The sequence below is a fragment of the Litchfieldia stipae genome, from assembly GCF_014837155.1.
Lineage (GTDB): Bacteria > Bacillota > Bacilli > Bacillales > Bacillaceae_L > Litchfieldia.
Window position 1 is genome coordinate 188,138 of the sequence record NZ_JACYHA010000003.1, and the last position, 25,802, is coordinate 213,939.

A 25,802-nucleotide genomic window follows, 5' to 3' on the forward strand; every position below is an offset into this window, starting at 1 on the left:
ATTTCAAAAAAGTATCAAAAAAAAGCTGTCCCAAAAGCAAAGTGCTAGGCACTTATTGGACAGCCCCTCTTAAATTATTCTGCGTTTGTTGTTGTTGGAGTTGTATCAACCTGTTCTTTTTGTTCTGATGTATATGTTAAGATTCCTGCATTTATTTCTTCTAATGCTTTCCCAACAAATTTATGGGAGCGAGGTTTTACAATTCGTTGATCTTTGTTTTGTTGCATAAGTCTTGCTCTCTTAGCTGCAACCGTTACAAGTGTATATTTTGAATCCAATTTATTCATTAATTTATCAATTGATGGGTATAACATATTAAAATTCAGCCTCCATTATCTTTTTGTATCTAAGGGATACTCTTTCTCTCTTACAATGCTCAGCAGTGACTATTGACATAATTCTCTCACATGCAAGCTCTACACGATCATTTTCTACAACATAATCGTATGCATCCATCATCTCAATTTCTTCTCGGGCTACCTTCATACGATTATTGATTAAATCTTCAGATTCAGTGCCCCTTGTTACGATTCGATTCTTTAATTCACTAAGGCTAGGTGGCATTAAGAAGATAAATAGACCTTCAGGAAAAGCTTTTCTTACTTGCAATGCTCCTTGAACTTCAATTTCAAGAAACACATCTTGCCCTTTTTGTAACGTTTCTTCTACGTAATCTACCGGTGTTCCATAATAATTCCCTACATATTCTGCCCATTCCAACAATTTTTCAGCCTTGATTAACTCTTCAAATTCATTTCTAGATTTAAAGAAATAATCAATGCCATCCCTTTCACCTTCACGGGGATTTCTTGTTGTCATTGAAATTGAATATTGTAGCTTTGTATCAGGCTGTGAAAATAGTTCCTTTCGAACCGTTCCTTTTCCAACACCTGATGGGCCAGATAGAACAATTAATAATCCTCTTTCAGTCATAGTATTTAATAATACCTACCCTTCGTCATTTATATCATCTTTATTTGTTAATCGCTGAGCAACTGTTTCAGGTTGAACGGCAGACAAAATCACATGTTCACTATCCATGATAATGACAGCACGTGTTCTTCTTCCATAGGTTGCATCTATTAACATGCCTCGGTCACGTGCTTCTTGAATTGTCCTTTTGATAGGAGCAGATTCTGGACTTACAATAGAAATAATCCGATTAGCTGAAACAATATTACCAAATCCAATGTTAATTAATTTAATATTCATCCATGGCTCCCCCTACACTTCCACAAATCTATTTTTACCGCTAGAACTCTTTCATAATCACAAAATGTAATTTTCTATTCAATATTCTGAACTTGTTCTTTTATTTTCTCTAATAAGCTCTTAATATCAACTACATGCTTTGCAATTATATGGTCATTTGCCTTTGCACCAATCGTATTGGCTTCTCGGTTCATTTCCTGGACGATAAAATCTAGTTTTCTTCCCACTGCTTCATCACTATTCATGTTGTTCAAAAACTGATCTGCATGGCTCTTTAACCTTGTTATTTCTTCAGCAATATCAGCTTTCTCAGAAAAAACGGCCACTTCAGTCATTAACCTACTTTCATCAACAACACCTGTGACATAGTCGCTCACTCTTTTTAATAACCTTTCATGATAAGCAAATGTAACGTGAGGAGCTAATGTAGAAATTTGATTCACAATGTTTATAATATGTAAGATTTGTTCGTTCATTTCCTTATAGAGTTGTTTCCCCTCAATTTCTCTCATCTCTTTCAAACTGCTCATCGCATGATGTACGGCTTTAAGGATGCTGGCTTGCAACTCAGGATTTTCTGGCTCTTCTTCAATGACAGTTGTACCATCCTTTAAGGAGATGAGGTCTTTAAGAGACACTTCATCCTTTAATTGATATCGTTCTTTCATTTGCTGTAAGAGTTGAACGTATTTGTCCATTAGCTCCCAATCTATTTCTACTTTTCGCTGAATGATCCCATTTCCATCAACAGTTAAAAAAAGTTCGATCCTACCTCGATTAACATATTCATTAATTGATTGTTTAATTTTATCTTCAATCACCATCAATTGTCTAGGCATTCTTATCTGTATTTCACAAAAACGATGATTTACTGATTTTACTTCAACGGTGACACTGTATGAGCTTGTGACTTCCTTAGCCCGACCAAAACCAGTCATACTTACGATCATTTTTTCATCACATCCACTAATTTTATCACTGTTTGTTTAGTCTGAGTAGATTTTTTATCAGTGTATCATAAAAAAAGGTAATAAGCTTTAGTCGGCTCATTACCTTTTGGATTATAACATATCTTATCTTTTTTTTCTCGATAATAGTGACCCTGCTAGTAAAAAAGTCGGTAGAGCTGATAATCCAATCACTAGTAACCAATCTCTTGGCTCTATATACTGAGTATGGAATATTGGTTGTAGTGGTGGATAGTAGATCACGACAAGCATTAATAAGATCGACGAAATAACTGCCCATACAAGATACATATTTTGAAATGGGTTTCGATGGAATACTGAGCGTTCACTCCGGCAATCAAATACATGAATTAGCTGTGCTAATACGAGTGTTGCAAATGCAATTGTTTGAGCATAACCTAAATTTTCTGGATTACGGTTATACACAATCATAAATGCAATGAGAGTGGCGATCCCGATTAAGAAACCACGACTGATGACCTTCCAACCTAAACCTCTAGCAAACACACCTTCTCTAGGACTTCGTGGCTTACGTTTCATTACATCGCCTTCTGCTTGGTCAAGGCCTAATGCCATTGCTGGAAGACCATCTGTTACCAAGTTGACCCAAAGGATTTGAATAGGGACAAGTGGCAATGGAAGACCTAAAATCATTGCAAATAACATCACCAAGATTTCTCCAACATTTGAAGCAAGTAAATAACGGATGAATTTACGAATATTTTCATAAATATTCCGCCCTTCTTTAATAGCTGACTTGATCGTTGCAAAATTATCATCAAGTAAGACTAATGATGAAGCTTCCTTTGCTACATCTGTACCTGTGATACCCATGGCGATTCCGATATCAGCTGCTTTAATTGCAGGAGCGTCATTTACACCATCCCCTGTCATTGCAACAATATGTCCATTTTTCTGAAATGCTTTAACGATCTTCAGCTTATGCTCTGGCGATACTCTAGCAAACACATAGACATCATCAACAATATCCTCAAGCTCCTCAACAGACATCGCAGAAAGTGCATTTCCATCAAGTACTTTTCCACCCATTGGAAGAATACCTAATTGTGTAGCAATTGCTTTAGCGGTAATGACGTGGTCACCAGTTATCATCACCGTTTTGATGCCTGCATCCTTACATTCCTTCACTGCCTGCTTCACTTCAGGCCGTGGAGGATCAATCATCCCTTGTAGTCCAATAAATACAAGGTCTTTTTCTGCTTCAAATTCAGATTTAATTTGTTGATTCTCTTTCATTGGCTTAAAGGCTATCGCAATCGTTCTTAAAGCACCAGATGCTAACTTCTCGATCGCATTCTTTACTTCCTTTTTATTATTTTCAGTTAAATATTGCTGTTTATTTTCCCATAGAATTGACTCACTTGTATTTAATAAAACATCTGGGGCTCCTTTAGTGATGACATATCTTTTTCCTTCTTTATCTTTAACAATGACACTCATCATCTTTCTGGCAGAGTCAAACGGAAACTCCTGTTCAATTGTAAACTGTGAGGCCAATGCTGCTTTACTTACTCCTGCCTTTAGACTTGCTACTAACAATGCTCCTTCGGTTGGATCCCCATCAATGATATATTCTTTATCCTTCATTAATAGTTCCGCATTATTACAAAGCGCACCAAATGTAAGCAATTGATGTAATGACTTTATTTTCTTAGGGTCTACTGTATCATCCCCTTGCGAAAATGCTCCTTGTGGTTCATACCCAGTTCCACTTACTTTCCAGGTCTTTCCTCCAGACCAAAGGTGAGTAACTGTCATTTTATTTTGAGTCATTGTTCCTGTTTTGTCTGAACATATCACTGAAGCACAACCAAGAGTTTCAACAGCAGGTAATTTACGAACGATCGATTTCTTCTTAATCATTCGTTGAACGCCAAGTGATAGAGCGACCGTTACGATGGCTGGTAATCCTTCAGGAATCGCAGCAACGGCAAGAGAAACACCTGCTAAGAACATATCATAAATATCATGACCTTGAATGACCCCAATAACAACAACTAACAAGGTTAAGAGTAATGCCACGACAATTAGGATTTTGCCGAGTTGCTCTAACTTCCTTTGCAACGGTGTAACCATTGTCTCAGCTGATTGCAATAGGTCTGCAATTTGTCCCATTGCTGTATCCATACCGGTTCCAACAACAATGCCGACACCGCTTCCTCTAGTCACCATTGTCCCCATAAATGCCATATTTTCTTGATCACCAAGAGCTATATCATCATTTGCGATTGGTTGTACCTTTTTTGCAACCGGAAGAGATTCCCCAGTAAGTGCAGACTCCTCTATTTCCAAACTCTTCGATTCAATCACACGAAGGTCTGCACCGATCCGATCTCCACTTGAAAACTTAATCAAATCACCCACAACTAGTTCTTTTGAAGGAATCTTACCCCACTGACCATTTCTTAATACATTTACCTGTGGAGCTGATAATTCCTTCAGTGCATGGAGAGATTTCTCAGCTTTCCTTTCTTGGAAGAAACCAAGTAATCCATTAATTAAAACAATCGCAATAATGGCAATTGCGTCAATGTATTCCCCTAATAATCCAGAAATTAAAGTTGCTGCAAGTAGGACAACAACCATAAAATCTTTAAATTGCTCCAGAAATACAAGTAACGCTGATGGTCGATCTGCTTCCTTTAATTCATTGTAGCCATATTGCTCCTGTCTTTCTTTTACTGCTTTATCTGATAATCCTGTTTGAATATCAGTATTCATTGTTCGCTCTACCTTCTCAGCTTCCATCTGATACCACTTCATTCAGCCATCACACACTCCTCACTCATCCTTCTCTTTTTGTAGAAAGCCTTATGTAAACAAAATAATTTCTATTGTTCATTGAAAGCTTATTCAGCCTCGTCCCAAAAAATGCTATACTTTTCAAAGGATAACTTGTCCTTATTATTGAAAATAGAAAAGGGTGCTTAACTCATGGCCTTTGATGGCATATTTACACACGTGATAACAGATGAACTGAATTCTGCTCTAGTTTCCGGGAGAATTTCAAAGATACATCAACCATATAAACAAGAATTAATGATTCACATTCGTGCTCATGGAAAAAATCATAAGCTATTTATTTCTGCTCACCCAAGCTATGCGAGAATTCATCTCACAAATGAAACGTATGAAAATCCAAGTGAACCACCGATGTTTTGTATGTTATTAAGAAAACATTTAGAAGGTGGCTTCATTGAGAAAGTCGAACAAATGGAATTAGACAGAATTATTATCTTCACGATAAAAAGCAGGAATGAAATTGGTGATGAGTCTTATAAACAATTAATCGTTGAAATCATGGGTCGTCACAGTAATATCATTCTTTTAGATCGTGACAAACAAGTCATATTAGACAGTATTAAGCACGTATCACCCGCTGTAAATAGGCACCGTACCGTATTACCTGGTCAGCCCTATATTGCTCCACCTGTGCAAGAGAAGTTACATCCATTTGAAGTGGATGAGGAAGCGATTCTAAAAAAGATTAATTTTAACAGTGGGAAAATTGATCAACAAATCGTTGAGCAGTTTGCAGGAATATCTCCTTTGTTTGCTCGTGAGGTTACATATAGAGCAGGTCTAGTGAATCGTGGCACATTACCTGATGCTTTTCTATCACTAATCGCTCTCATCAAACAAAAGGAATATACTCCAATTGTCATTGTCAGTGCAAAGAAAGAACACTTCTATATGATTGATTTGCAGCATATTGAAGGAGAACGGAAGGTATTTTCGTCCTTTAGTGAAATGTTAGATCGATTTTACTACGGGAAGGCTGAACGTGACCGAGTGAAGCAGCAAGGAAATGATCTAGAACGGTTTATTTCAAATGAGAGAAATAAAAATAGTAAGAAAATCAAGAAATTGAAGCAAACATTAGATGATGCAGGAAAGGCTGATCGATATAAGTTATTTGGGGAGCTTGTCACGGCTAATATGTATAGCATTACTAGGGGGACAAAGGAAATTGATGTCATCAATTATTATACTGATGACCAAGAGACGATTACGATTCCATTAAACCCACAAAAATCTGCTTCTGAAAATGCACAGCAGTTTTTTCAAAAATATCAAAAAGCAAAGAACTCTATTTCCATAGTAGAGGAACAAATTGAAAAAACTGAAGCTGAAGTAGCATACTTTGATACTCTCTATCAACAAATTGAATCTGCTTCACCCAAGGACTTACAAGAGATTAGAGAGGAATTAATCGAAGAAGGATACTTGAAGGGGCGCCAGCACAAAAATAAAAAGACACAAAAGCCACAAAAAACTGTCATTGAGAAATATACATCAAGTGATGGCACGGAGATTTTGGTTGGAAAAAACAATAAACAAAATGAATTCTTAACGAACAAATTAGCGAGTCGTGATGATATTTGGCTTCATACAAAAGATATTCCTGGATCACACGTCGTGATTAGAAGTAAAACACCCTCAGATGAAACGATACTAGAAGCTGCTAATTTAGCTGCCTATTTTAGTAAAGCCAAACATTCTGCTTCTGTTCCAGTCGACTACACTTTAATTAGACATGTGAAAAAGCCAAATGGTTCCAAGCCTGGGTATGTCATTTATGATAATCAAAATACTGTTTACGTGACACCAGATGAGGATTTAGTTTTAAGATTAAGAGGATAACCACAAAAAAGGGTGACATGATGACGTCACCCTTTTTTGTATGTAAATGTTATTGTTTAACTTTAGCAAACCATTCAGATGGATTTGATTTCCAGCTTTGTAAGCTTTCAATATCATCTGGAGAAATCAATTCTTTTTCAACGGCTACTTCAATTAAAGCTGAGTAATCACTTAATGACACAGCTTTCACATTCTCTTCTTGAAGCTTTTGATCTCCTGCATCTAATTGATATGAGAAAATTGCTACTACACCTAGCACTTCACATCCTGCTTCTCTAAGAGCTTTTACCGCTGTAATTGCACTTCCACCAGTTGAAATTAAATCTTCAACAACAACCACTTTTTGTCCTTCTACTACTTTACCTTCGATTTGTTTTCCTTTTCCATGGCCTTTAGCCTTACTACGAACATAGACCATAGGCAATTCTAATAAGTTACTTACCCATGCCGCATGTGGGATCCCAGCTGTAGCAGTTCCAGCAACCACTTCTACTTCAGGAAAGTTTTCTTTGATTAATTCTGATAGTCCACTAGCAATATCTTTTCTAACAGCTGGAAATGACATAGTTAAACGATTATCACAATAAATAGGTGATTTAATCCCAGATGACCATGTAAATGGGTCATTTGGATTTAAGAAAACTGCCTCAATATCTAGTAAATGACTTGCGATTCGTTTTTTCATATAAGTACCCCTTCCCAGCCTTTTTTAATTCGACTATATGATTCCAGTGGATTAACTGCTTTTGTAATACTTCTTCCAACAACAATCCCAGAAGCTCCTAGCTCCCTTGCAAGTTCAGGTGTGACAATCCGTGTTTGATCGCCTTTGTCATCACTAGCAAGTCGAATTCCTGGTGTAATCGTCATAAATTCTTTCCCAAGCGCTTCTCTAATCAAAGGAACCTCTAAAGAAGAACATACAACTCCCTCTAACCCGCTTCTCTTAGCTAATGAAGCGTAGTGAACAACCACATCATTTAACGAATGATCAATTAAAAGTTGTTCCTTCATTAGTTGCTCTGAAGTACTTGTTAACTGTGTAACACCAATTAAATGAGGACGCTTCTCCCCGCTTGGAGTGCCTTGATCTAATCCCTCTAAGGCTGCCTCCATCATATTTGTACCACCTGCACAATGTACATTTGTTAAATCAACACCTAATTTAGCTAAACCCTTCATCGCAGATTTCACTGTATTTGGAATATCATGAAGCTTCAAATCTAGAAAGATTGAATGTCCTTGTTCCTTTAAATGATGAATGATGGCTGGCCCTTCTTGATAGAAAAGCTCCATTCCAACTTTTACATATAAATGTTCGCCACTAAAGCGTGCAAGAAATCCATTCACTTCTTGTAGACTTGGGAAATCAAGAGCTATAATTAATGGTCTTTGCATTCTTTCCCCAGCTCCTTCCAATACATTCTGAAATATGATCAATTCCTAATTCATCAAGCAAGCCTGGAAGTTCATCAATGATTGTTGGACAGATAAAAGGATCCACAAAGTTCGCCGTACCAACTGCAACTGCACTTGCACCTGCAAAGAAATATTCAAGTACGTCTTCAGCTGTTTGGACACCGCCCATTCCGATAATTGGAATGGATACCGCTTGGCTTACTTCATAAATCATTCGGATTGCTACAGGTTTAATCGCAGGACCTGATAGTCCTCCTGTTTTATTTGCTAAGACTGGCTTACCTGTCTTCAAATCTATTTTCATTCCGATTAGGGTATTAATCATTGTTAAACCATCAGCTCCAGCCTCTTCAACGGCCTTTGCCATGTCAACGATATTAGCTACATTAGGAGATAATTTAACATAAACCGGTACTTCTGAGACTTCCTTGACCTTTCTCGTTAAATCTGCTGCAATCTCAGGAATCGTACCAAATGCAATCCCACCTGTTTTTACATTGGGACATGAGATATTTAATTCTAACGCATGAACATTTGGTGCCTTTGAAATCTCTTTTGCTACTTGAACATAGTCCTCAACTTGAGATCCTGCCACATTCGCAATGATTGGAACATCGAATTGATTTAGCCAAGGTAGCTCATTTTCAATGACTTTTTCTAAACCAGGATTTTGTAATCCAATCGCATTTAGCATTCCAGAAGTTGTTTCGGCAACTCTAGGCGTAGGATTGCCAAATCTCGCCTCAGCTGTTGTTGCTTTAATCATGATGGCTCCAAGTAAGCTAAGGTCGTAAAACTGCGCGTATTCTTTTCCAAATCCAAAGCATCCAGATGCCGGCATGATCGGATTCTTTAGTTGTAACCCTGGTAATTCCATTTGTAATCGATTCACAGTACGACCTCCCCTACTTTAAATACTGGTCCATCACTACATACTTTTTTATACGAAAATCCAGTTGGATCATCAGCTGTATGACACACACATGCAAAGCAAGCACCTACTCCACACCCCATACGTTCTTCAAGTGAGATATAGACATTCTTCTCAGGATATTGTAACTCAATAGCTCTTAGCATTGGTGTTGGTCCACAGGAATATAGGACATCAAAATTCAAACCATATTTCGTAATAACATCCGTGACAAATCCTTTTTCACCATAGCTACCGTCCACTGTTGCTATATAGGTATCACCTAATAGAGAAAATTTCTCTTGATAAAAAACAGCTGCCACAGATTGAAAGCCTAGAACATGAATAACTCTTACCCCTTTTTCAACTAATTGCTTAGATAGCTCGTATAAAGGTGGTACACCGATGCCTCCACCGACAAGAAGGGCAGTCTCTCCTTTAGCAATAGCTTCAATCGGGAAGCCATTTCCAAGAGGTCCTAATACATCAACAGTGTCTCCAGCTAGTTTTTCTGAAAGGACTCGTGTACCGAGTCCTTCACTTCGATAAATCATTGTAAACTGGTCATTCTCTTTATCTATATTTGCAATACTGATTGGTCTTCTTAGTAATGGATCTGTACTGCTTGCTACTTTCAAATGAACAAACTGACCTGGTTCTTTTATTTCTTGAACTAACTTCCCCTGCAATGTTAATTCAAAGATGTTTTCTGCGATTGATTCTTGAGAAATCACTCTCATTAGCTCTTTTTTGATCAAGAAAAAGTCACCTCACGAGTCTGAACAATTTTAGGCATTGCTTCACTAGAGAATGTCATAGATTCTAATACTCCAAGAATAGCTTTTGCAGTATCTAATGACGTTAAGCACGCTACACCATTTTCTACTGATTCACGTCGTATTCTAAAGCCATCACGTAATGGCTGCTTACCTCTTGTTAATGTATTAATAACAAATTGCGCTTCACCTTGACGAATCACATCGATAAGATTCTTCTCTTCAGAACCTATTTTGTTAACTACTGTGACTGGGATATTCGCTTGTTCTATCAAGCTTGCAGTCCCACTTGTAGCCAAGATATTGTACCCGATTGTATAGAATCTACGAGCGATATCAAGTGCTTCTTCCTTATCTTTATCAGCAATGGTCATTAAGACTGAGCCATGTGTAGAAATTTTAGTACCTGCAGCGACAAGCCCTTTGTATAATGCTTTTTCAAGAGTTGAATCTTTCCCCATAACTTCACCAGTTGATTTCATTTCAGGCCCAAGAGAGATGTCAACTCTTCTTAGCTTCGCAAAGGAGAAGACTGGTACTTTTACATACACACCTTCGCTCTCCGGATGTAAACCTGTCTCATACCCAAGCTCTCTTAACGAAGTTCCCATAATGACTTTCGTTGCAAGGTTCGCCATTGGTACTCCTGTAATTTTACTTAGGAAAGGAACCGTTCTACTTGATCTTGGATTTACCTCTAGTACATATACAACATTCTTCGCTATTACAAACTGAATATTAAGCAGTCCTACAATTTTCAATCCCTTTGCAAGCGAGATTGTGTGATCAATAATTTGTTGTTTTACATCATTTGTTAAGCTTTGAGGTGGGTAGACTGCAATCGAATCTCCTGAGTGCACTCCCGCTCGCTCGATATGCTCCATAATTCCAGGAATAAATACCGTTTCACCATCACAAATCGCATCTACTTCGATTTCTTTTCCAGTAAGATAACGGTCAATTAATACCGGGTGCTGTGGATTAACCTTAACCGCATTCTCCATATAGTGGAGTAATTCTTCAGTCTTATAGACGATTTCCATTGCTCTACCACCAAGAACATAGGATGGTCGAACTAATACCGGATAGCCAATCGATTCAGCAATTAAGATTGCTTGTTCAACAGATGTCGCTGTCTTTCCTTTTGGTTGTGGTACACCTAGCTCATTAATCGTTTGTTCAAATTTATCACGATTTTCAGCGCGGTCCATGTCTTCAAGAGACGTTCCTAGTATTTTCACTCCTCTAGCAGATAAACCTTCTGCTAGATTAATCGCTGTTTGTCCACCAAATTGGACAACCACACCAACTGGTTTTTCTAGCTCAACAATATGCATGACATCCTCTAGAGTTAAAGGTTCGAAATAGAGCTTATCTGAGATACTGAAATCTGTTGAAACTGTTTCAGGATTATTATTGATAATAATCGCTTCGTAACCAGCCTCTTTTATCGCCCATACTGAGTGTACAGTTGCATAATCAAATTCAATTCCTTGACCGATACGTATTGGACCAGATCCTAGAACAATCACACTCTTTCGATCTGTCACGATTGATTCATTTTCTTCTTCGTATGTTCCGTAAAAATAAGCTGTTGATGATTCGAATTCTGCTGCACATGTATCCACCATCTTATATACTGGGATGATGTTTTCATTCGTACGAATCTGGTAGATTTCATCTTCGGTCATCTCCCACAGATTGGCAATGGCGTAGTCTGAGAAGCCTAATTTCTTTGCAGCTTCTAAAGTTTCAACATTCCCCTTGTTTTCCTTTAATTCTGTTTCAAAAGAAATGATATTTTGGATTTTATGAAGGAAGAATAAATCAATTTCGCTCCATTCATGGATTTGTTCAATTGTTACTCCTCTTCTAATCGCCTCAGCAATGTAGAATAATCTTTCGTCACCAGCTTTACGGATTCTTTTTTCAATCATTTCATCTTCAAAAGTATCTGCATCCTTTAATTCTAAGTGATATACGTTTGATTCAAGTGAGCGCACAGCTTTGAGAATAGACTCTTCAAAGTTACGACCAATTGCCATCACTTCACCTGTTGCCTTCATTTGAGTTCCCAGACGTCTATTTGCTGATTCGAACTTATCAAATGGCCATCTTGGAATCTTTGTTACCACGTAATCAAGTGCTGGCTCAAAGCATGCATAGGTTTTACCAGTAACAGGATTAATCATTTCATCTAATGTAAGTCCTATAGCAATTTTCGCTGCAAGCTTCGCAATTGGGTAACCAGTTGCTTTTGAAGCAAGTGCAGACGAACGACTTACACGAGGATTTACCTCGATAATGTAATAATTGAAGCTGTGAGGATCTAATGCTAATTGCACATTACAGCCACCTTCTATTTGAAGGGCACGGATAATTTTTAATGAGGTATTTCGTAATAACTGATACTCACGATCACTTAGTGTTTGACTTGGTGCTGTAACAATCGAGTCACCAGTGTGAACACCAACTGGATCGAAGTTTTCCATATTACATACAACAATAGCGTTATCAGCTGAATCTCGCATTACTTCGTACTCAATTTCTTTGAAGCCTGCAATACTTTTCTCTAGTAAACACTGTGTTACTGGGCTATTTTTCAATCCACTTGTCACGATCTCCACTAGCTCTGCATCATTATGACATATTCCCCCGCCTGTTCCACCGAGTGTGTATGCAGGACGAACAATAACTGGATAACCAATTCTCTCAACGAAGCTGAATGCTTCTTCTAACGTATGGATGATGTCACTATCAGGTACAGGTTCATTTAGTTCGTTCATTAATGTACGGAACAGGTCACGATCTTCTGCTTTCTCAATTGCTGTTAGCTTTGTTCCTAATATTTCAACACCGCACTCATCAAGTATTCCTGAGTTGGCTAATTCTACTGCTAAATTAAGTCCCGTTTGACCTCCTAGAGTTGGGAGAATAGCATCTGGACGCTCTTTTCGAATGATGCGGCTTACAAATTCTAAATTTAATGGCTCAATATATACTTTATCAGCGATTTCTGTATCAGTCATAATTGTTGCAGGGTTTGAATTCACCAAAATGACTTTATATCCTTCTTCTTTTAAAGCGATACAAGCTTGTGTACCAGCATAGTCAAATTCAGCTGCTTGCCCAATCACAATTGGACCTGATCCGATTACTAAGATACTATTAATGTCTATACGTTTTGGCATACTTTTTCCCCTGCTTTCTTGTTAGTTTCAATCATCTGTAGGAATTCATTAAATAAACTATTTGCATCCTCTGGTCCAGGTGAAGCCTCTGGGTGATACTGAACAGTGAACGCTGGATACTCTTTGTGACGCAAACCTTCAACCGTTCCATCATTTAACGCAATATGCGTCACTTCTAACTGCGTATTTATAAGTGATTCCTCATTAACTGTGTAGCCATGGTTTTGTGAAGTGATTGCAACCTTTCCAGTTGATAAATCCTTGACTGGATGATTTGAACCACGATGACCAAACTTTAACTTCTCTGTATCTGCACCATTAGCCAAAGCGAAAAGCTGATGACCCAAACAAATTCCGAATAACGGCACCTTACCAAGGACTCCAGTAATCATATCTAGTGCTTGCGGAACACTCTTTGGGTCTCCAGGTCCGTTACTTAGCATAATACCATCTGGACTTAACGCAAGAACTTCCTCAGCCGTTACATTGTAAGGAACGACAATGACATCACAGTCTCTATTATTTAGCTCACGTAAAATCCCGTGCTTCATTCCATAATCAACTAGAACGACACGATGACCTCTACCTGGACTTGGATAAGCTCTCTTCGTTGATACACTTTCTACTTGATCTGTTGGTAACGTGTGTCCCTTTAAGCGAGCAACCACTTCTTCAACATTTGCATCGATTCCACAAAACGCACCTTTGAGTGCTCCATGCTGACGAATAATTCTTGTTAGCTTTCTCGTATCAATTCCTGCAAGTCCAGGAATATTCTTTGATTTGAAATATTCATCTAATGTGAATTGATTTCGAAAGTTAGATGGATGGTCACATACTTCTTTGACGATAAATCCATTAATTGCTGGATTTATCGATTCAAAGTCATCTCGATTAATCCCATAATTTCCGATTAAAGGATATGTCAATGTAACGATTTGACCACAGTAGGATGGATCCGAAAGAATTTCTTGGTAACCTGTCATCCCTGTATTAAATACAACCTCACCAATTGTATCTTCAGTACTACCAAACCCTTCACCAACAAATACTGTGCCATCTTCTAATACTAGTTGTCGTTTCATACTAAGACGCTCCCTTTCTCCCAAACCAATTTTCCATTTACAATCGTCATTACAGGCCAGCCTTTACAGCTCCAGCCAGTAAATGGTGTATTTTTTCCTTTTGATACAAATGTCTTCGGATTAATTTCCTGTTCTTCATATAAGTCGATAATCGTGATATCTGCGACAGCTCCCACTTCTAAACGTCCGCTTTCAAGTCCAAATGTGTTCGCTGGCTTCACTGTTAAGTATCCAATCAATTGTTGCAACGTCATTTTTCCAGTTTCAACAAAGTGTGTATATAGTAATGGAAAGGCTGTTTCTAACCCAACAATCCCGAATGGCGCAAGAAGCATTCCTTCATTTTTCTCTTCCATAGTGTGTGGTGCGTGATCAGTTGCGATGAAATCAATGGTTCCATCAAATAACCCTTCAATTAAAGCCTCTTGATCTGCTTTGCCACGTAATGGTGGATTCATCTTATAGTTAGGGTCTAACCCTGGAATGTCTTCGTCACACAATAATAAGTGGTGTGGTGTAACTTCTGCTGTTACTTTAATCCCTGCACGTTTTGCATCTCTAACCACTCTTACTGATTCCTTAGTACTTATATGACATACATGGTAATGACAATCCGCAGCTTCAGCTAATAACACATCTCTAGCAATATGAACTGATTCACATACAGATGGAATTCCATTTAGATCATTAGCAGCTGAGAATGTCCCTTCATGAACACTACCTTTGTTAATTAACGTGTTTTCCTCACAATGAGCTACAATTGGCATATTGATTGATGAAGCCTTTTTCATTGCTTGAAGCATCATTGCTGCAGATTGCACTCCTACACCATCATCAGTGAAGGCAAAGGCACCAGCATTCTTGAGACCTTCCATATCAACTAGGTCCTGACCTAATTCACGAATCGTGATTGAAGCATATGGTAGGACATTTACATAAGCAGTTTCCTTGATTCTATCTTGTAGCTTGTTCATTTGCTCGACACTGTCTGGAACTGGTCTTGTATTTGGCATGGCTGCAATCGTAGTGAATCCACCCTTTGCTGCAGCGTGTGATCCAGTTTCAATCGTTTCTTTATGCTCTCCACCAGGCTCACGTAAGTGAACGTGAACGTCTATAAATCCAGCTGAAATGAGATTTCCTTTTGTATCGATAACCTCACAATTTGTACGATCTAAGTTTGATCCAATTTCTATTATTCTATTATTCTCAATTTTGATTTCTGTCTGCACAAGCTGACCTTCATTATTTATAAGCTTTCCATTAATTAATAGTGTTAACATACAACCACTCCTTCTTTCGCTATTTGTAATGCGCGTTTTAATACAGCCATTCTGACAAAAACTCCATTTTCCATCTGTTTAAATATTCTTGAACGCTCACATTCGACTAACTCACTTGCAATCTCAACATCACGGTTAAATGGTGCTGGGTGCATGATGATGCTGCCTAATTTCATTCGTTTCTCACGCTCAACTGTTAATCCAAACAGTGAATGGTAATCTTCCTTTGTTAGCCCCATTGCTTCATCATGACGTTCATGTTGAATTCTTAAGAGCATCACAACATCTGAAGTTTCTATTGCCTCATCAATATGCACATATTGACCATATGGATTTGTACGATCCTGCCATTGATTTGGAGCTGAGAAGATAACCTCAGCACCAAGTCTTGTAAGTACCTCTGCATTAGAACGAGCAACACGACTATGTCTAATATCACCTATGATTGCAACCTTTAATCCATTGAATCTGCCAAACTGTTGTTTAATTGTTAATAAATCTAGTAATGATTGAGTTGGGTGATGACCACAGCCGTCTCCAGCATTAATGACTGGGATGTCTACTTTTCCATTTAACTCTGAGAAGTATTCCTCCTGCGAGTGTCTTATGACTACGGCTTTTGCACCAATTGCTTGTAAAGTTCGAACTGTATCATACAGTGATTCACCTTTTTGAACGCTTGATGTTGCAGCCTCGAAGTTCAAAACTTCAAAACCCATTTTTCGCTCAGCTACTTCAAAGCTAAATTTTGTTCGTGTACTTGGTTCATAGAAGAGATTTGCAATAAATGTTTGTTGTTCTATATTCCATTGTTTACCGTTTTTAAATTTGTCGGCATCCTCAAGAATCTCTTGAATGTCTGTAACAGATAACTCATTCATTGTTAATAAATGGTTCATACATTTCCCTCCATTTAATATTGGGCTTTATTCTATAAAAAACACCCTATCTTTAGATCAAGATAGGGTGTTTAATCCGTTTTTGCATAGTAAGAGGCCTAAGTTCTCCTTGAACTACACCAAAAACACACCCTTCAAAGTCTCACAGGACTTTTTTAAAAGGCTAACTATTTAATTTAAATGTTGCTTATCTAGACGTAGGTAGAAATCTAACTTTTGAATATAAATCCAAAAATAAAGCCTCTTTGTATCCATTGAAGGCACAAAGAGGCAATCCCTTTCCACATACGAGTGGAAAACAGTCGCACACTTTGATAGCCTCTCAGGACTACATTAAAGAGTGTTGTTTATTTTTCATGTATACTTACTTGGTCTACTTGATCTTGTTCAACTAGCTCAACCACGATATTTTCTGAGCTTGCTGTTGGAATGTTCTTACCAACAAAATCAGCTCTAATTGGTAATTCACGGTGGCCACGGTCTACTAAGACAGCTAATTGGATTTGCGCTGGTCTGCCAATATCCACTAGAGCATCCATTGCAGCACGAACTGTTCGGCCTGTGAATAGAACATCATCAACTAGAATGACCTTTTTATTTGTGATATCAAAAGGGATGTCTGAACCCTTTACTTCTGGCTCAAGGTCTGCAGTCTTCTTTGTTAGGTCATCTCGATATAATGTTATATCCAATTCTCCAACTAGTATATGCTTACCTTCAATTTGATATATTCTTTCAGCTATACGATTAGCAAGATGGATGCCTCTTGTTTTAATCCCGACAAGAATACTATCTTCAATCCCTTTATTTCTTTCGATAATCTCATGTGCAATGCGAGTAAGTGCTCTTCTTATTGCTTGGTTATCTAGAACAATTGCTTTCTCAACCATTTCTTCACCTCATTAGTGTGACTTTTCTATCTGTTGTACACAAAAACCCCTCTTGCGAAGGGCAGAGGGGTTTTGGAAATGAAGACATAGTTAACCTATCCTTCATTATTTATCCGTTCCCTTCTCAGCCTCTCGGGACTGTTCATTAAAGGTTCTTTTTTAACTGTTTTAATCATAATCTAATGATCGAATTTTGTCAATTAGATTTTTAACTTGTCCAATAATTCCTCAAACTCAGAAGGGAGTGGTGCTTCAAATTCAAGGTATTCTTTCGTGCGTGGGTGGATAAAACCTAATATCCCAGCATGCAAAGCCTGCCCACCAATATCTAATGTCTTTTTGGGTCCATATTTCGGATCGCCAGCTAGAGGATAGCCAATATATTTCATATGAACACGTATTTGATGTGTTCTACCTGTTTCTAATTGGCATTCAATATAAGTAAAATCCTTCAGTTTTTCTAGAACATTAAAATGGGTAACAGCTTCTTTACTATTTTCATCAGTTACAGTCATGCTTTGTCTATCACGCTTGTCTCGCCCAATTGGAGCATCAATCGTACCTTGGTCATGAGGAATTGTCCCATGGACAATCGCTTTATATTTTCGAGTGACTGTTTTATCAACAAGTTGTTGTACTAAAGATTCATGAGCCATATCATTTTTGGCAACCATCAATAAGCCAGAGGTATCCTTATCAATACGGTGGACGATCCCTGGTCTTAATACTCCATTAATCCCTGATAAATCCGTACAATGGGCCATTAGACCATTGACTAAGGTACCTGTGTAATGACCTGGTGCTGGGTGAACAACCATCCCTTTAGGTTTATTTACTACAAGAACATCTGCGTCCTCATAGAAAATTTCCAAATTCATTTCCTCTGGAACAACATCAAGTAACTCTGGTTCTGGTAAGCTAATTTCAATTTTGTCACCTGGCGTGCTTTTATAATTAGATTTTACCCTTTGACCATTCACAGTGACATGTCCCTCTTTGATCCATTGCTGAACCTGACTTCTTGACCATTCACTATTTTGCATCGAAATAACTTTATCAATTCTGTCATTTTGCTCTTCATTTTCAACCAAAATTATATTATCACTCATTTAACGTTCTCCTTATCCTCTTTCCCTTCAAGCAAGGTTAATACAAATATAAAGCCTACACCAATTACTAAAGCCGAATCGGCAATATTGAAAATCGGGAAATCATAAGAAAAAATCAGTACATCTATAAAATCTACTACTTCCTTACGAAAAATACGGTCAATAAAATTACCAATTGCTCCACCTAGCATTAAACCTAGTGCAATACCAAACATCTTCTGCTGAGGTTTAAGGTTCTTAATATAAATGACAAGAATAACAACTACAATGGCTGTTATAATATAGAAAAACCACATTTGACCTTGTAATATTCCCCAAGCTGCTCCTCTATTTCGATGTGATGTTATGTATAAGAACTCATTAATGATTGGAATGCGCTCTCCTAATTCCATATAACGGACAATTGCCCATTTGGACAGCTGGTCTGCCAAAATGATGATAAATGCTATTGCGTAATAAATCACAACTATACCCCTCTCAACTAGTACATGCTCTAACTGATTTTAGCATAATAAACGATATCGGTAAAATGCATTCTAAAAACCGCAAAAATAAACAGAAGTGATTTTTCTCACTTCTGTTATTGTGCAGATACCTTTGTGGAATTTGTTGAATGGATTGATGAGGAAAATTGACGCTTTTCAAATAAATCACTAAATGAAAAATCATAAAGGGTTCTTGCTGTAGGAATAATCTTTAGCTTATCAACTGGGATATGTTTTCCTGTTTCTTCGCATATACCATACGATCCATATTTAAGTTTTCCTAATGCTCGTTCAACATCTTGTAAATCTTCCTTTATATGGTGAAGAACCATTTTTTCTTTTTCATTTATTGGATTTTCGAAAAGCATTTCATAGCTAGCTTCCATATCTGTTGTACTGGATAACCTTTGTCGTAATTCTTTTCTTGTTAACTCTAACTCTGCTTTAATCTCTGCATATTGATCGTTCATTTGAACGCCTCCTTGTCATGCTTTTGATTAATGCTTATTAGGTAGTAGTGATAGTGTATCCGAAAACAAATTAAAAAAAGCCTACAACTTTTTCCTGTATAATGCATTCCTTATTGATACAATACGCAGAAGTAATGCGTATTGTGACTGAGTACGAGTCTGATTATCCATAAAAAAGAAGGAATGGAAACAAAAGTCCCATTCCTTCTTCTTATTATACAGAGTAGCTTTCAGTAACTACTTCAGCACAGCGTGAGCATAATGTTGGGTGTGATTGGTCTTGGCCTACTGTTGTTGAAACAACCCAACAACGATCACATGTTTCCCCTTCAGCAGGTGTTACAACAATCTTAACTTGTTCAAATTCCTTTGCTTGCTCTGGAGCATCCTGATAAGCTCCTGCAATCTTAAATCCTGAAACGATAAATAATTGCGCAAGATTTTCTGAAACAGAGTCTAAAAGCGCCTTTGCTTTTTCGTTTGGATACAATTCGATTTGTGCTGATAAAGATTTTCCAATGACTTTTTCATTACGTGCAACTTCGAGAGCTTTCAATACATCATCTCTTAGCTCCATGAATGCATCCCATTTCTCTTCTAATGAATCAGCATTGTTAAATTGCTTTGATTCTGGCATATCAACTAATTGAACACTTTCTTCTTCTACAGAGTCAATATAATTCCATACTTCATCAGCAGTATGTGGAAGAATTGGAGCCACTAGCTTAGTTAGCGTAATTAATGACTCATATAAAACAGTTTGAATCGCTCTACGCTCTTCGTTTGATGAAGCTTCAATATAAAGGACATCTTTTGCAAAATCTAAATAGAATGAACTTAGCTCAATCGTACAGAAATTGTGTACATTGTGATAGATTGCTGCAAATTCATATTGGTTATATGAAAGCTTCACTTTATCAATTAATTTATTTAATTTCACAAGCATATATTGATCTACTTCTCTTAAGTTGTCATATGCAACACTGTCTTTAACTGGATCAAAGTCAGCTAAGTTTCCTAGCAAGAAGCGGAATGTATTTCTAATTTTGCGATATACTTCAGCTACTTGCTTTAGGATATTATCAGATACGCGCACATCAGATTGATAATCAACAGATGCTACCCATAAGCGAAGAATGTCAGCACCAAGCTGGTTCATAACTTTTGCAGGAATGACAACATTACCAATAGATTTACTCATCTTTCTTCCTTCTCCATCTAAAGCAAATCCATGGCTTAGAACACCTTTATATGGTGCTTTACCAGTTACAGCAACTGCAGTTGATAGAGATGAGTTAAACCATCCACGGTATTGGTCAGAACCTTCTAAATAAAGGTCAGCTGGTCTTTGCAAATCATCTCTTTCAAGTAAAACGGCTTGATGAGACGAACCAGAATCAAACCAAACATCCATAATATCGGTTTCTTTTGTGAACTTTCCATTAGGACTTGACTCATGCTTAAATCCTTCTGGTAATAAGTCAATAGCTTCTTTTTCAAACCAAATATTTGACCCATGCTGTCTAAATAAATGTGATACATGATCGATTGTTTCGTCAGTAATAATTGGTTCTCCATTTTCGCCATAGAATACAGGAATTGGAACACCCCATGCACGTTGACGTGAAATACACCAATCTCCACGATCTCTTACCATGTTATATAGACGAGTTTCACCCCATGCTGGTACCCATTTTGTTTCTTTAACAGCATCCATTAATTCATTGCGGAAATCTTTAATCGATGCAAACCATTGAGCAGTTGCTCTGAAAATGGTTGGTTTCTTCGTTCTCCAGTCATGTGGATAAGAGTGAGTAATAAAGGCTAACTTTAATAAAGCACCTACTTCTTGTAACTTTGCTACAATTGGCTTATTTGCTTCATCGTAGAATAGCCCTTCAAACCCAACAGCTTCATTTGTCATATACCCTTTTTCATCAACTGGGCATAATACGTCTAGACCATATTTTTGTCCAACAATGAAGTCATCCTCACCATGGCCTGGTGCTGTATGAACACAACCTGTACCAGCATCAGTTGTAACATGTTCTCCGTTCATCACTAATGACTCACGTTTATATAATGGATGAACTGCAACGATTTGATCTAGCTCGCTCCCCTTGATTGTCTTAACTGTCGTTGGTTCATTCCAATCAAGTTCCTTAGTTACTGATTCAACTAATTGTGTTGCAACAATATATTTCGTTCCCTCAACAGATACTACACTGTAATCAAGATCGGGATGAAGACTAATACCTAAGTTTGCAGGAATTGTCCAAGGTGTTGTAGTCCAGATGATGAACTTCTCATCACCTTCTAGTACACCCTTACCATCTTTCACATCAAATGCAACGTAGATTGAAGCAGAACGCTTATCCTGATATTCAATTTCAGCTTCAGCAAGTGCAGACTCACTTGATGGTGACCAATATACTGGCTTTTTCCCTTTATAGATATAGCCCTTCTTAGCCATCTCACCAAATACTTTAATTTGCTGTGCTTCATATTCAGGCTTTAATGTAATATATGGATTCTCCCAATCACCTCTAACACCTAAACGCTTAAACTGTTCTCTTTGATTGTTAATTTGTTCATATGCATATTCTTCACAAAGCTTACGGAATTCGGCAACACTCATTGCCTTTCGGTTCACCTTTTTATTTTTCGTTAATGCCGTTTCGATTGGTAAACCATGTGTATCCCAACCTGGAACATACGGAGCATTATACCCGTCCATTGATTTAAATCGGACGATGATATCCTTCAAAATTTTGTTTAACGCATGACCCATGTGAATATCTCCATTCGCATATGGAGGGCCATCGTGTAGAATGAACAGTGGACGATCTTTCGTGCGTTCCTGCACCTTTTGATAGATGTTCATTTCATTCCATTTTTCTTGAAGCTGTGGTTCACGATTTGGCAAATTGCCACGCATCGGGAATTCCGTTTTTGGCATTAATAACGTGTCTTTGTAATCCATTGTTATCCTCCTCATTTCATCACTATCTTTTCCAATATAACCATATTTAGAACGATAAAATAACACAAAAAAACCTTCTCATCCCAAAAGGGACGAGAAGGTTTTCCCGCGGTACCACCCTAATAGACTAAATAATAGTCCACTTAATCATTCGTAACGAGAATGTATTCGCCTATGCTTACTGAAATCGTTCAGCACGGAACTCAAGGGTGATTTTCATTACTATCACTTATATCGAGCTCCCACCATTCTCGAATCGCTAAAATAAGTATTGATAATAATTACTGTCCCTATCAATGTCATTTTGGTTATTTAAATATATTTATCGTTACAAAATTATATGTGAGTTAAAGTCTTTAGTCAAGGCTAGTTACTTATTTTTCTTCTGCTTCTGCCAAAACAGGCTCAACATTGTATTCCATTAAGTGATCCCAGTCATCTGTTTCAAGCATGTCTAATTGAGCTTCAATTAGCATTTTAAAACGATTTCTAAATACTTTAGATTGCTTTTTCAATTCTTCAATTTCTATCGCTATTTTTCTAGATTTAGCTAGCGATTCATTAATAATTCGATCAGCATTCTTTTCGGCTTCTTTAATAATTAATTTCGCTTCCTTCTGAGCATTGCGCTTTACTTCCTCAGCTGTCTCTTGAGCTATGACAATTGATTTATGTAATGTTTCTTCAATATTTGTAAAATGGCCAAGTCTTTCATTTTGTTCTAATAGTTTATTTTCAAGCTCTTTCTTTTCACGAATGACCATTTCATAGTCTTTGATGACTTGATCAAGAAATTCATTTACCTCATCTTCATCATATCCACGAAAACCTTTTGTAAACTCTTTGTTATGAATGTCTAATGGCGTTAAAGGCACAAAAGCCACCTCCAGTTAGTATTTTATTGTCGCTGTGTTTAGATAGATTGTTGCTTTAATTCACAAATCAAGTTCATATTCTAACTAGGCTGTTTTCGTATATATTGTTGCTTTTGATACCGCAGCCTGAATACACTCCGCGTCCTGTGGGAGCCTACTAGTCCCACGGGAGTCTCCGTGTATTCATTCTGCTAGAAATCTATTCTCAATTAATTCACCTCAAAAAACAACAAACTTTGAGAAAACAGCCTTTAACTATAAGTTATTTATATTTGTGTGTTTGAATTATACAATTCGACAGAATCGCCCTAAATCCTGCAAAAAAACCAAATTTATTTTTGTTTTCCTACAGTGAATCTAAATTTATCTTTTTTTGATTTCCCTTCGTTCGATATAAGCTTCAATCTACCGAACCCTCTAACAGAAATGATATCTCCTTCTTTGCATTCGAAAGCTGTGTTTTCAACAATTTTCCAATTGAGCTTAGCTTGTCCATTTTGTATAATGCTTTGAGCTTTTTGCCTAGAAATTTGGAACGCAGAAGAAATCACAACATCTAAGCGAAGAGAGGAAAGTGATAAGACTTGTTCAGCCCATTCTTCTTTTTGTTGTATTATTTCTGACAACGGTCGTTTCTTAAGAGATACGGTTGCTCTCCCAATAGACTGTAAATTTAATTCAATAAAAGTGTCCACTTCTTTTGAAACAATAATTTGGATAAGATCATCAACTATCAGAATATCACCATACTTAGATCGTTTTAATCCAATTGACATCAAAGAACCTAGTATTTGCCGATGTTCAATCGTAACAAATTTTGAAGGATACACCAATTGATACAACGAAAGCTGGAAATCTTCTTCTGTAGGTGTCAAATACGAAGGATAAATTAAAACTCTTTTTCTCTCGGAAGTAGGACTACCTCCAAATGCTTTCATTAAAACGTCTGATTGCTCACCAACAATTAATTTGACGATTTCTTGTTCTCTAGGATCAAGAAAATCTGAAAGCTTAGGACTATATTCAAATTCTACTGCTGTTTTCCATTCAAGTACCTTATCAATAAAAGCATGTTCCTCTTTTCGAAAATGCTGATAAATGTCCATCAAATCAATCCATTTCAATTATAAGTCCAGATAAAAAGGGAACCTTTTTCGGATCCCTTTGTTAGCCTATGTAAACATTCTAGATAGGGCGCTTAATCCCATACCTGCGAAATTCAGGACTAATATACCCACGATTGGGGAAATATCAATCATCCCGAGTGGTGGTATGATTCTTCGAAAAGGTTCTAAATATGGTTCACAAATTCTAGCAAGAAACTGTCCAATACTTGATTCACGCGCGTTAGGAAACCAAGACATCAAAATATATGCAATTAACGCGTAAGAATAAACATTCAGGAGACTTATCAATATTCCAAAAATCAAATCCATTAACACTACCACCTCTTATCTGTATACTCTTCCTCTGCAAAAACCTCTGAAATATTACCTGACACATCAATATTATCTGGTGTACATAAGAATATGTTAGAGCCAATTCGTTGGATGTCTCCGCCTATAGCATAGACTGTCCCACTTAAAAAATCTACAATTCTCTTCGCCTGATCATGTTGAATTCGCTGTAAATTCACAACAACTGCTCGACGATTTTTTAGATGGTCCGCTATTTCTTGGGCTTCAGCATATACCCTTGGTTCAAATAATACCATTTTTGATGATTTTTGAACACTTTGTAAGCTTACTACATTCTGTTTATTATGTTTAACTGATCTTGTAGTAGGAGCAGGTGGTTCAATTTCATCCACATCGTACTGTTCTTGTTCTTCATATTCATATTCATCATCTAAAGCAAAAAAACTCTTAAATTTAGTTTTTATCCCCATTGTTATTCCCTCCTCTTCATTTGTTACCAACTAGTGATGTTCCTATACGAATAAACGTTGCTCCCTCTTCTACTGCAATATCATAGTCATTTGACATCCCCATTGAAAGCTCCTGACATGGTGCATAAGCTAATTGTAATGCTTGTACTTCCTGCTGTAATACTTTCAATTTATGAAAGCAAGCTCGAATCAGATCCCTATCCTCAGTAAATGGAGCCATCGTCATTAATCCTACAATTTCAATCAAAGGATACGCTTCGAGATTTTGTATGAATGATTGTAATTCATCTGGATGAATCCCATGTTTAGACTCTTCACCTGATACATTTAATTGTACAAAGCATTTTATTTTTTGTGATGCTCGTTTTTGAATTTCCTCAGCAAGTGATAGTCGATCTAATGAATGGATATAATCCACCTTATCAATGATTTTCTTAACTTTTTTGGTTTGAAGAGATCCGATGAAATGCCATGTAAATTTCTCGCCAAAGTAAGACCACTTCTCATTTAAACCTTCTTCTCTGTTTTCACCAAGATGTGTTACCCCAGCATGATATGCTTCTTCAGCAGTTGCAATACTCACATATTTAGTTACAGCAATCACTTTGACATCTTGTGGATTCCTATCAACGGCTTTACATGATTGAGATATTTGTTGTTCTATCGCTGCTAGATTCTCTGCAACATTCACTTT

Annotated in this window: 23 protein-coding genes, 1 pseudogene and 1 other annotated feature; of the genes and pseudogenes, 1 reads left to right on the plus strand and 23 read right to left on the minus strand. The window is 37.3% G+C overall.

Features of this window, described 5'->3' with window-relative positions; genetic code table 11:
* Positions 1-74: 74 nt before the first annotated feature.
* The 5 genes from rpoZ to F7888_RS05095 all read right to left on the minus strand — a co-directional run bounded on the left by rpoZ (position 75) and on the right by F7888_RS05095 (position 4,964).
* A complete protein-coding gene (gene rpoZ / locus F7888_RS05075) occupies positions 75-314 on the minus strand; it encodes a DNA-directed RNA polymerase subunit omega (RefSeq protein ID WP_191777814.1) in 240 nt (79 codons plus the stop codon).
* 1 nt (position 315) lies between these two features.
* Complete coding sequence (gene gmk, locus F7888_RS05080; protein ID WP_191777816.1) at positions 316-933, minus strand: guanylate kinase; 618 nt, start codon at positions 931-933, stop codon at positions 316-318.
* 15 nt (positions 934-948) lie between these two features.
* On the minus strand, positions 949-1,212 hold the full coding sequence (gene remA, locus F7888_RS05085) for an extracellular matrix/biofilm regulator RemA (protein ID WP_191777818.1): 264 nt from the start codon (positions 1,210-1,212) through the stop codon (positions 949-951).
* 74 nt (positions 1,213-1,286) lie between these two features.
* Positions 1,287-2,162: a YicC/YloC family endoribonuclease gene (locus F7888_RS05090; RefSeq protein WP_191777820.1), complete on the minus strand. Its 876-nt coding sequence runs from the start codon at positions 2,160-2,162 to the stop codon at positions 1,287-1,289.
* Between the two features lie 123 nt (positions 2,163-2,285).
* Entirely contained in the window at positions 2,286-4,964 is a 2,679-nt protein-coding gene (locus tag F7888_RS05095; RefSeq protein ID WP_191777822.1) for a calcium-translocating P-type ATPase, SERCA-type, read from the minus strand.
* Positions 4,965-5,135: 171 nt separating this feature from the next.
* Between F7888_RS05095 and F7888_RS05100 the strand changes: the two genes are divergently transcribed.
* A complete protein-coding gene (locus F7888_RS05100) occupies positions 5,136-6,845 on the plus strand; it encodes an Rqc2 family fibronectin-binding protein (protein ID WP_191777837.1) in 1,710 nt (569 codons plus the stop codon).
* A 49-nt stretch (positions 6,846-6,894) separates the two neighbouring features.
* Here F7888_RS05100 and pyrE read toward each other — a convergent pair whose 3' ends face one another.
* The 18 genes and pseudogenes from pyrE to F7888_RS05190 all read right to left on the minus strand — a co-directional run bounded on the left by pyrE (position 6,895) and on the right by F7888_RS05190 (position 25,799).
* A complete protein-coding gene (gene pyrE, locus F7888_RS05105) occupies positions 6,895-7,530 on the minus strand; it encodes an orotate phosphoribosyltransferase (protein WP_191777839.1) in 636 nt (211 codons plus the stop codon).
* Positions 7,527-8,243 carry an orotidine-5'-phosphate decarboxylase gene (gene pyrF, locus F7888_RS05110; RefSeq protein WP_191777841.1) on the minus strand — a complete coding sequence of 239 codons (717 nt, stop codon included), beginning with the start codon at positions 8,241-8,243 and terminating at the stop codon, positions 7,527-7,529. Before pyrF ends, pyrE begins: the two co-directional genes overlap by 4 nt.
* The gene (locus F7888_RS05115) at positions 8,215-9,141 is read right to left on the minus strand and encodes a dihydroorotate dehydrogenase (protein ID WP_191778212.1); all 927 of its coding nucleotides are present in this window, start codon (positions 9,139-9,141) and stop codon (positions 8,215-8,217) included. Before F7888_RS05115 ends, pyrF begins: the two co-directional genes overlap by 29 nt.
* An 11-nt stretch (positions 9,142-9,152) precedes the next feature.
* Positions 9,153-9,932: a dihydroorotate dehydrogenase electron transfer subunit gene (locus F7888_RS05120; RefSeq protein WP_191777843.1), complete on the minus strand. Its 780-nt coding sequence runs from the start codon at positions 9,930-9,932 to the stop codon at positions 9,153-9,155.
* Entirely contained in the window at positions 9,929-13,141 is a 3,213-nt protein-coding gene (gene carB / locus F7888_RS05125) for a carbamoyl-phosphate synthase large subunit (protein ID WP_191777852.1), read from the minus strand. Before carB ends, F7888_RS05120 begins: the two co-directional genes overlap by 4 nt.
* Complete coding sequence (locus tag F7888_RS05130) at positions 13,126-14,226, minus strand: carbamoyl phosphate synthase small subunit (protein ID WP_191777855.1); 1,101 nt, start codon at positions 14,224-14,226, stop codon at positions 13,126-13,128. Before F7888_RS05130 ends, carB begins: the two co-directional genes overlap by 16 nt.
* A complete protein-coding gene (locus F7888_RS05135; RefSeq protein ID WP_191777857.1) occupies positions 14,223-15,509 on the minus strand; it encodes a dihydroorotase in 1,287 nt (428 codons plus the stop codon). Before F7888_RS05135 ends, F7888_RS05130 begins: the two co-directional genes overlap by 4 nt.
* Positions 15,503-16,408, minus strand: a complete 906-nt coding sequence (locus F7888_RS05140) for an aspartate carbamoyltransferase catalytic subunit (protein WP_191777859.1) — start codon at positions 16,406-16,408, stop codon at positions 15,503-15,505. The genes F7888_RS05135 and F7888_RS05140 overlap by 7 nt, the downstream gene beginning before the upstream one ends.
* 347 nt (positions 16,409-16,755) lie before the next feature.
* Positions 16,756-17,298, minus strand: coding sequence for a bifunctional pyr operon transcriptional regulator/uracil phosphoribosyltransferase PyrR (pyrR, locus tag F7888_RS05145; protein WP_191777861.1), 543 nt, complete (start codon positions 17,296-17,298; stop codon positions 16,756-16,758).
* Between the two features lie 200 nt (positions 17,299-17,498).
* Positions 17,499-18,407, minus strand: a complete 909-nt coding sequence (locus tag F7888_RS05150) for an RluA family pseudouridine synthase (RefSeq protein WP_191777863.1) — start codon at positions 18,405-18,407, stop codon at positions 17,499-17,501.
* On the minus strand, positions 18,404-18,871 hold the full coding sequence (lspA, locus tag F7888_RS05155) for a signal peptidase II (RefSeq protein ID WP_191777865.1): 468 nt from the start codon (positions 18,869-18,871) through the stop codon (positions 18,404-18,406). Before lspA ends, F7888_RS05150 begins: the two co-directional genes overlap by 4 nt.
* A gap of 191 nt (positions 18,872-19,062) precedes the next feature.
* Positions 19,063-19,362, minus strand: a pseudogene (locus F7888_RS05160) (TraR/DksA C4-type zinc finger protein); the annotation flags it as partial.
* A 214-nt stretch (positions 19,363-19,576) separates the two neighbouring features.
* Positions 19,577-22,345: an isoleucine--tRNA ligase gene (gene ileS, locus F7888_RS05165; protein ID WP_191777868.1), complete on the minus strand. Its 2,769-nt coding sequence runs from the start codon at positions 22,343-22,345 to the stop codon at positions 19,577-19,579.
* Positions 22,346-22,430: 85 nt separating this feature from the next.
* Positions 22,431-22,651, minus strand: a binding site (T-box leader).
* Positions 22,652-22,719: 68 nt separating this feature from the next.
* Complete coding sequence (locus tag F7888_RS05170; protein WP_191777870.1) at positions 22,720-23,220, minus strand: DivIVA domain-containing protein; 501 nt, start codon at positions 23,218-23,220, stop codon at positions 22,720-22,722.
* Between the two features lie 332 nt (positions 23,221-23,552).
* The gene (locus F7888_RS05175) at positions 23,553-24,326 is read right to left on the minus strand and encodes a YlmH family RNA-binding protein (RefSeq protein ID WP_191777873.1); all 774 of its coding nucleotides are present in this window, start codon (positions 24,324-24,326) and stop codon (positions 23,553-23,555) included.
* 66 nt (positions 24,327-24,392) lie between these two features.
* Positions 24,393-24,656, minus strand: a complete 264-nt coding sequence (locus F7888_RS05180) for a YggT family protein (protein WP_191777875.1) — start codon at positions 24,654-24,656, stop codon at positions 24,393-24,395.
* 5 nt (positions 24,657-24,661) lie between these two features.
* The gene (locus F7888_RS05185) at positions 24,662-25,108 is read right to left on the minus strand and encodes a cell division protein SepF (RefSeq protein ID WP_191777876.1); all 447 of its coding nucleotides are present in this window, start codon (positions 25,106-25,108) and stop codon (positions 24,662-24,664) included.
* A 16-nt stretch (positions 25,109-25,124) separates the two neighbouring features.
* A complete protein-coding gene (locus F7888_RS05190; RefSeq protein WP_191777878.1) occupies positions 25,125-25,799 on the minus strand; it encodes a YggS family pyridoxal phosphate-dependent enzyme in 675 nt (224 codons plus the stop codon).
* Positions 25,800-25,802 lie beyond the last annotated feature (3 nt).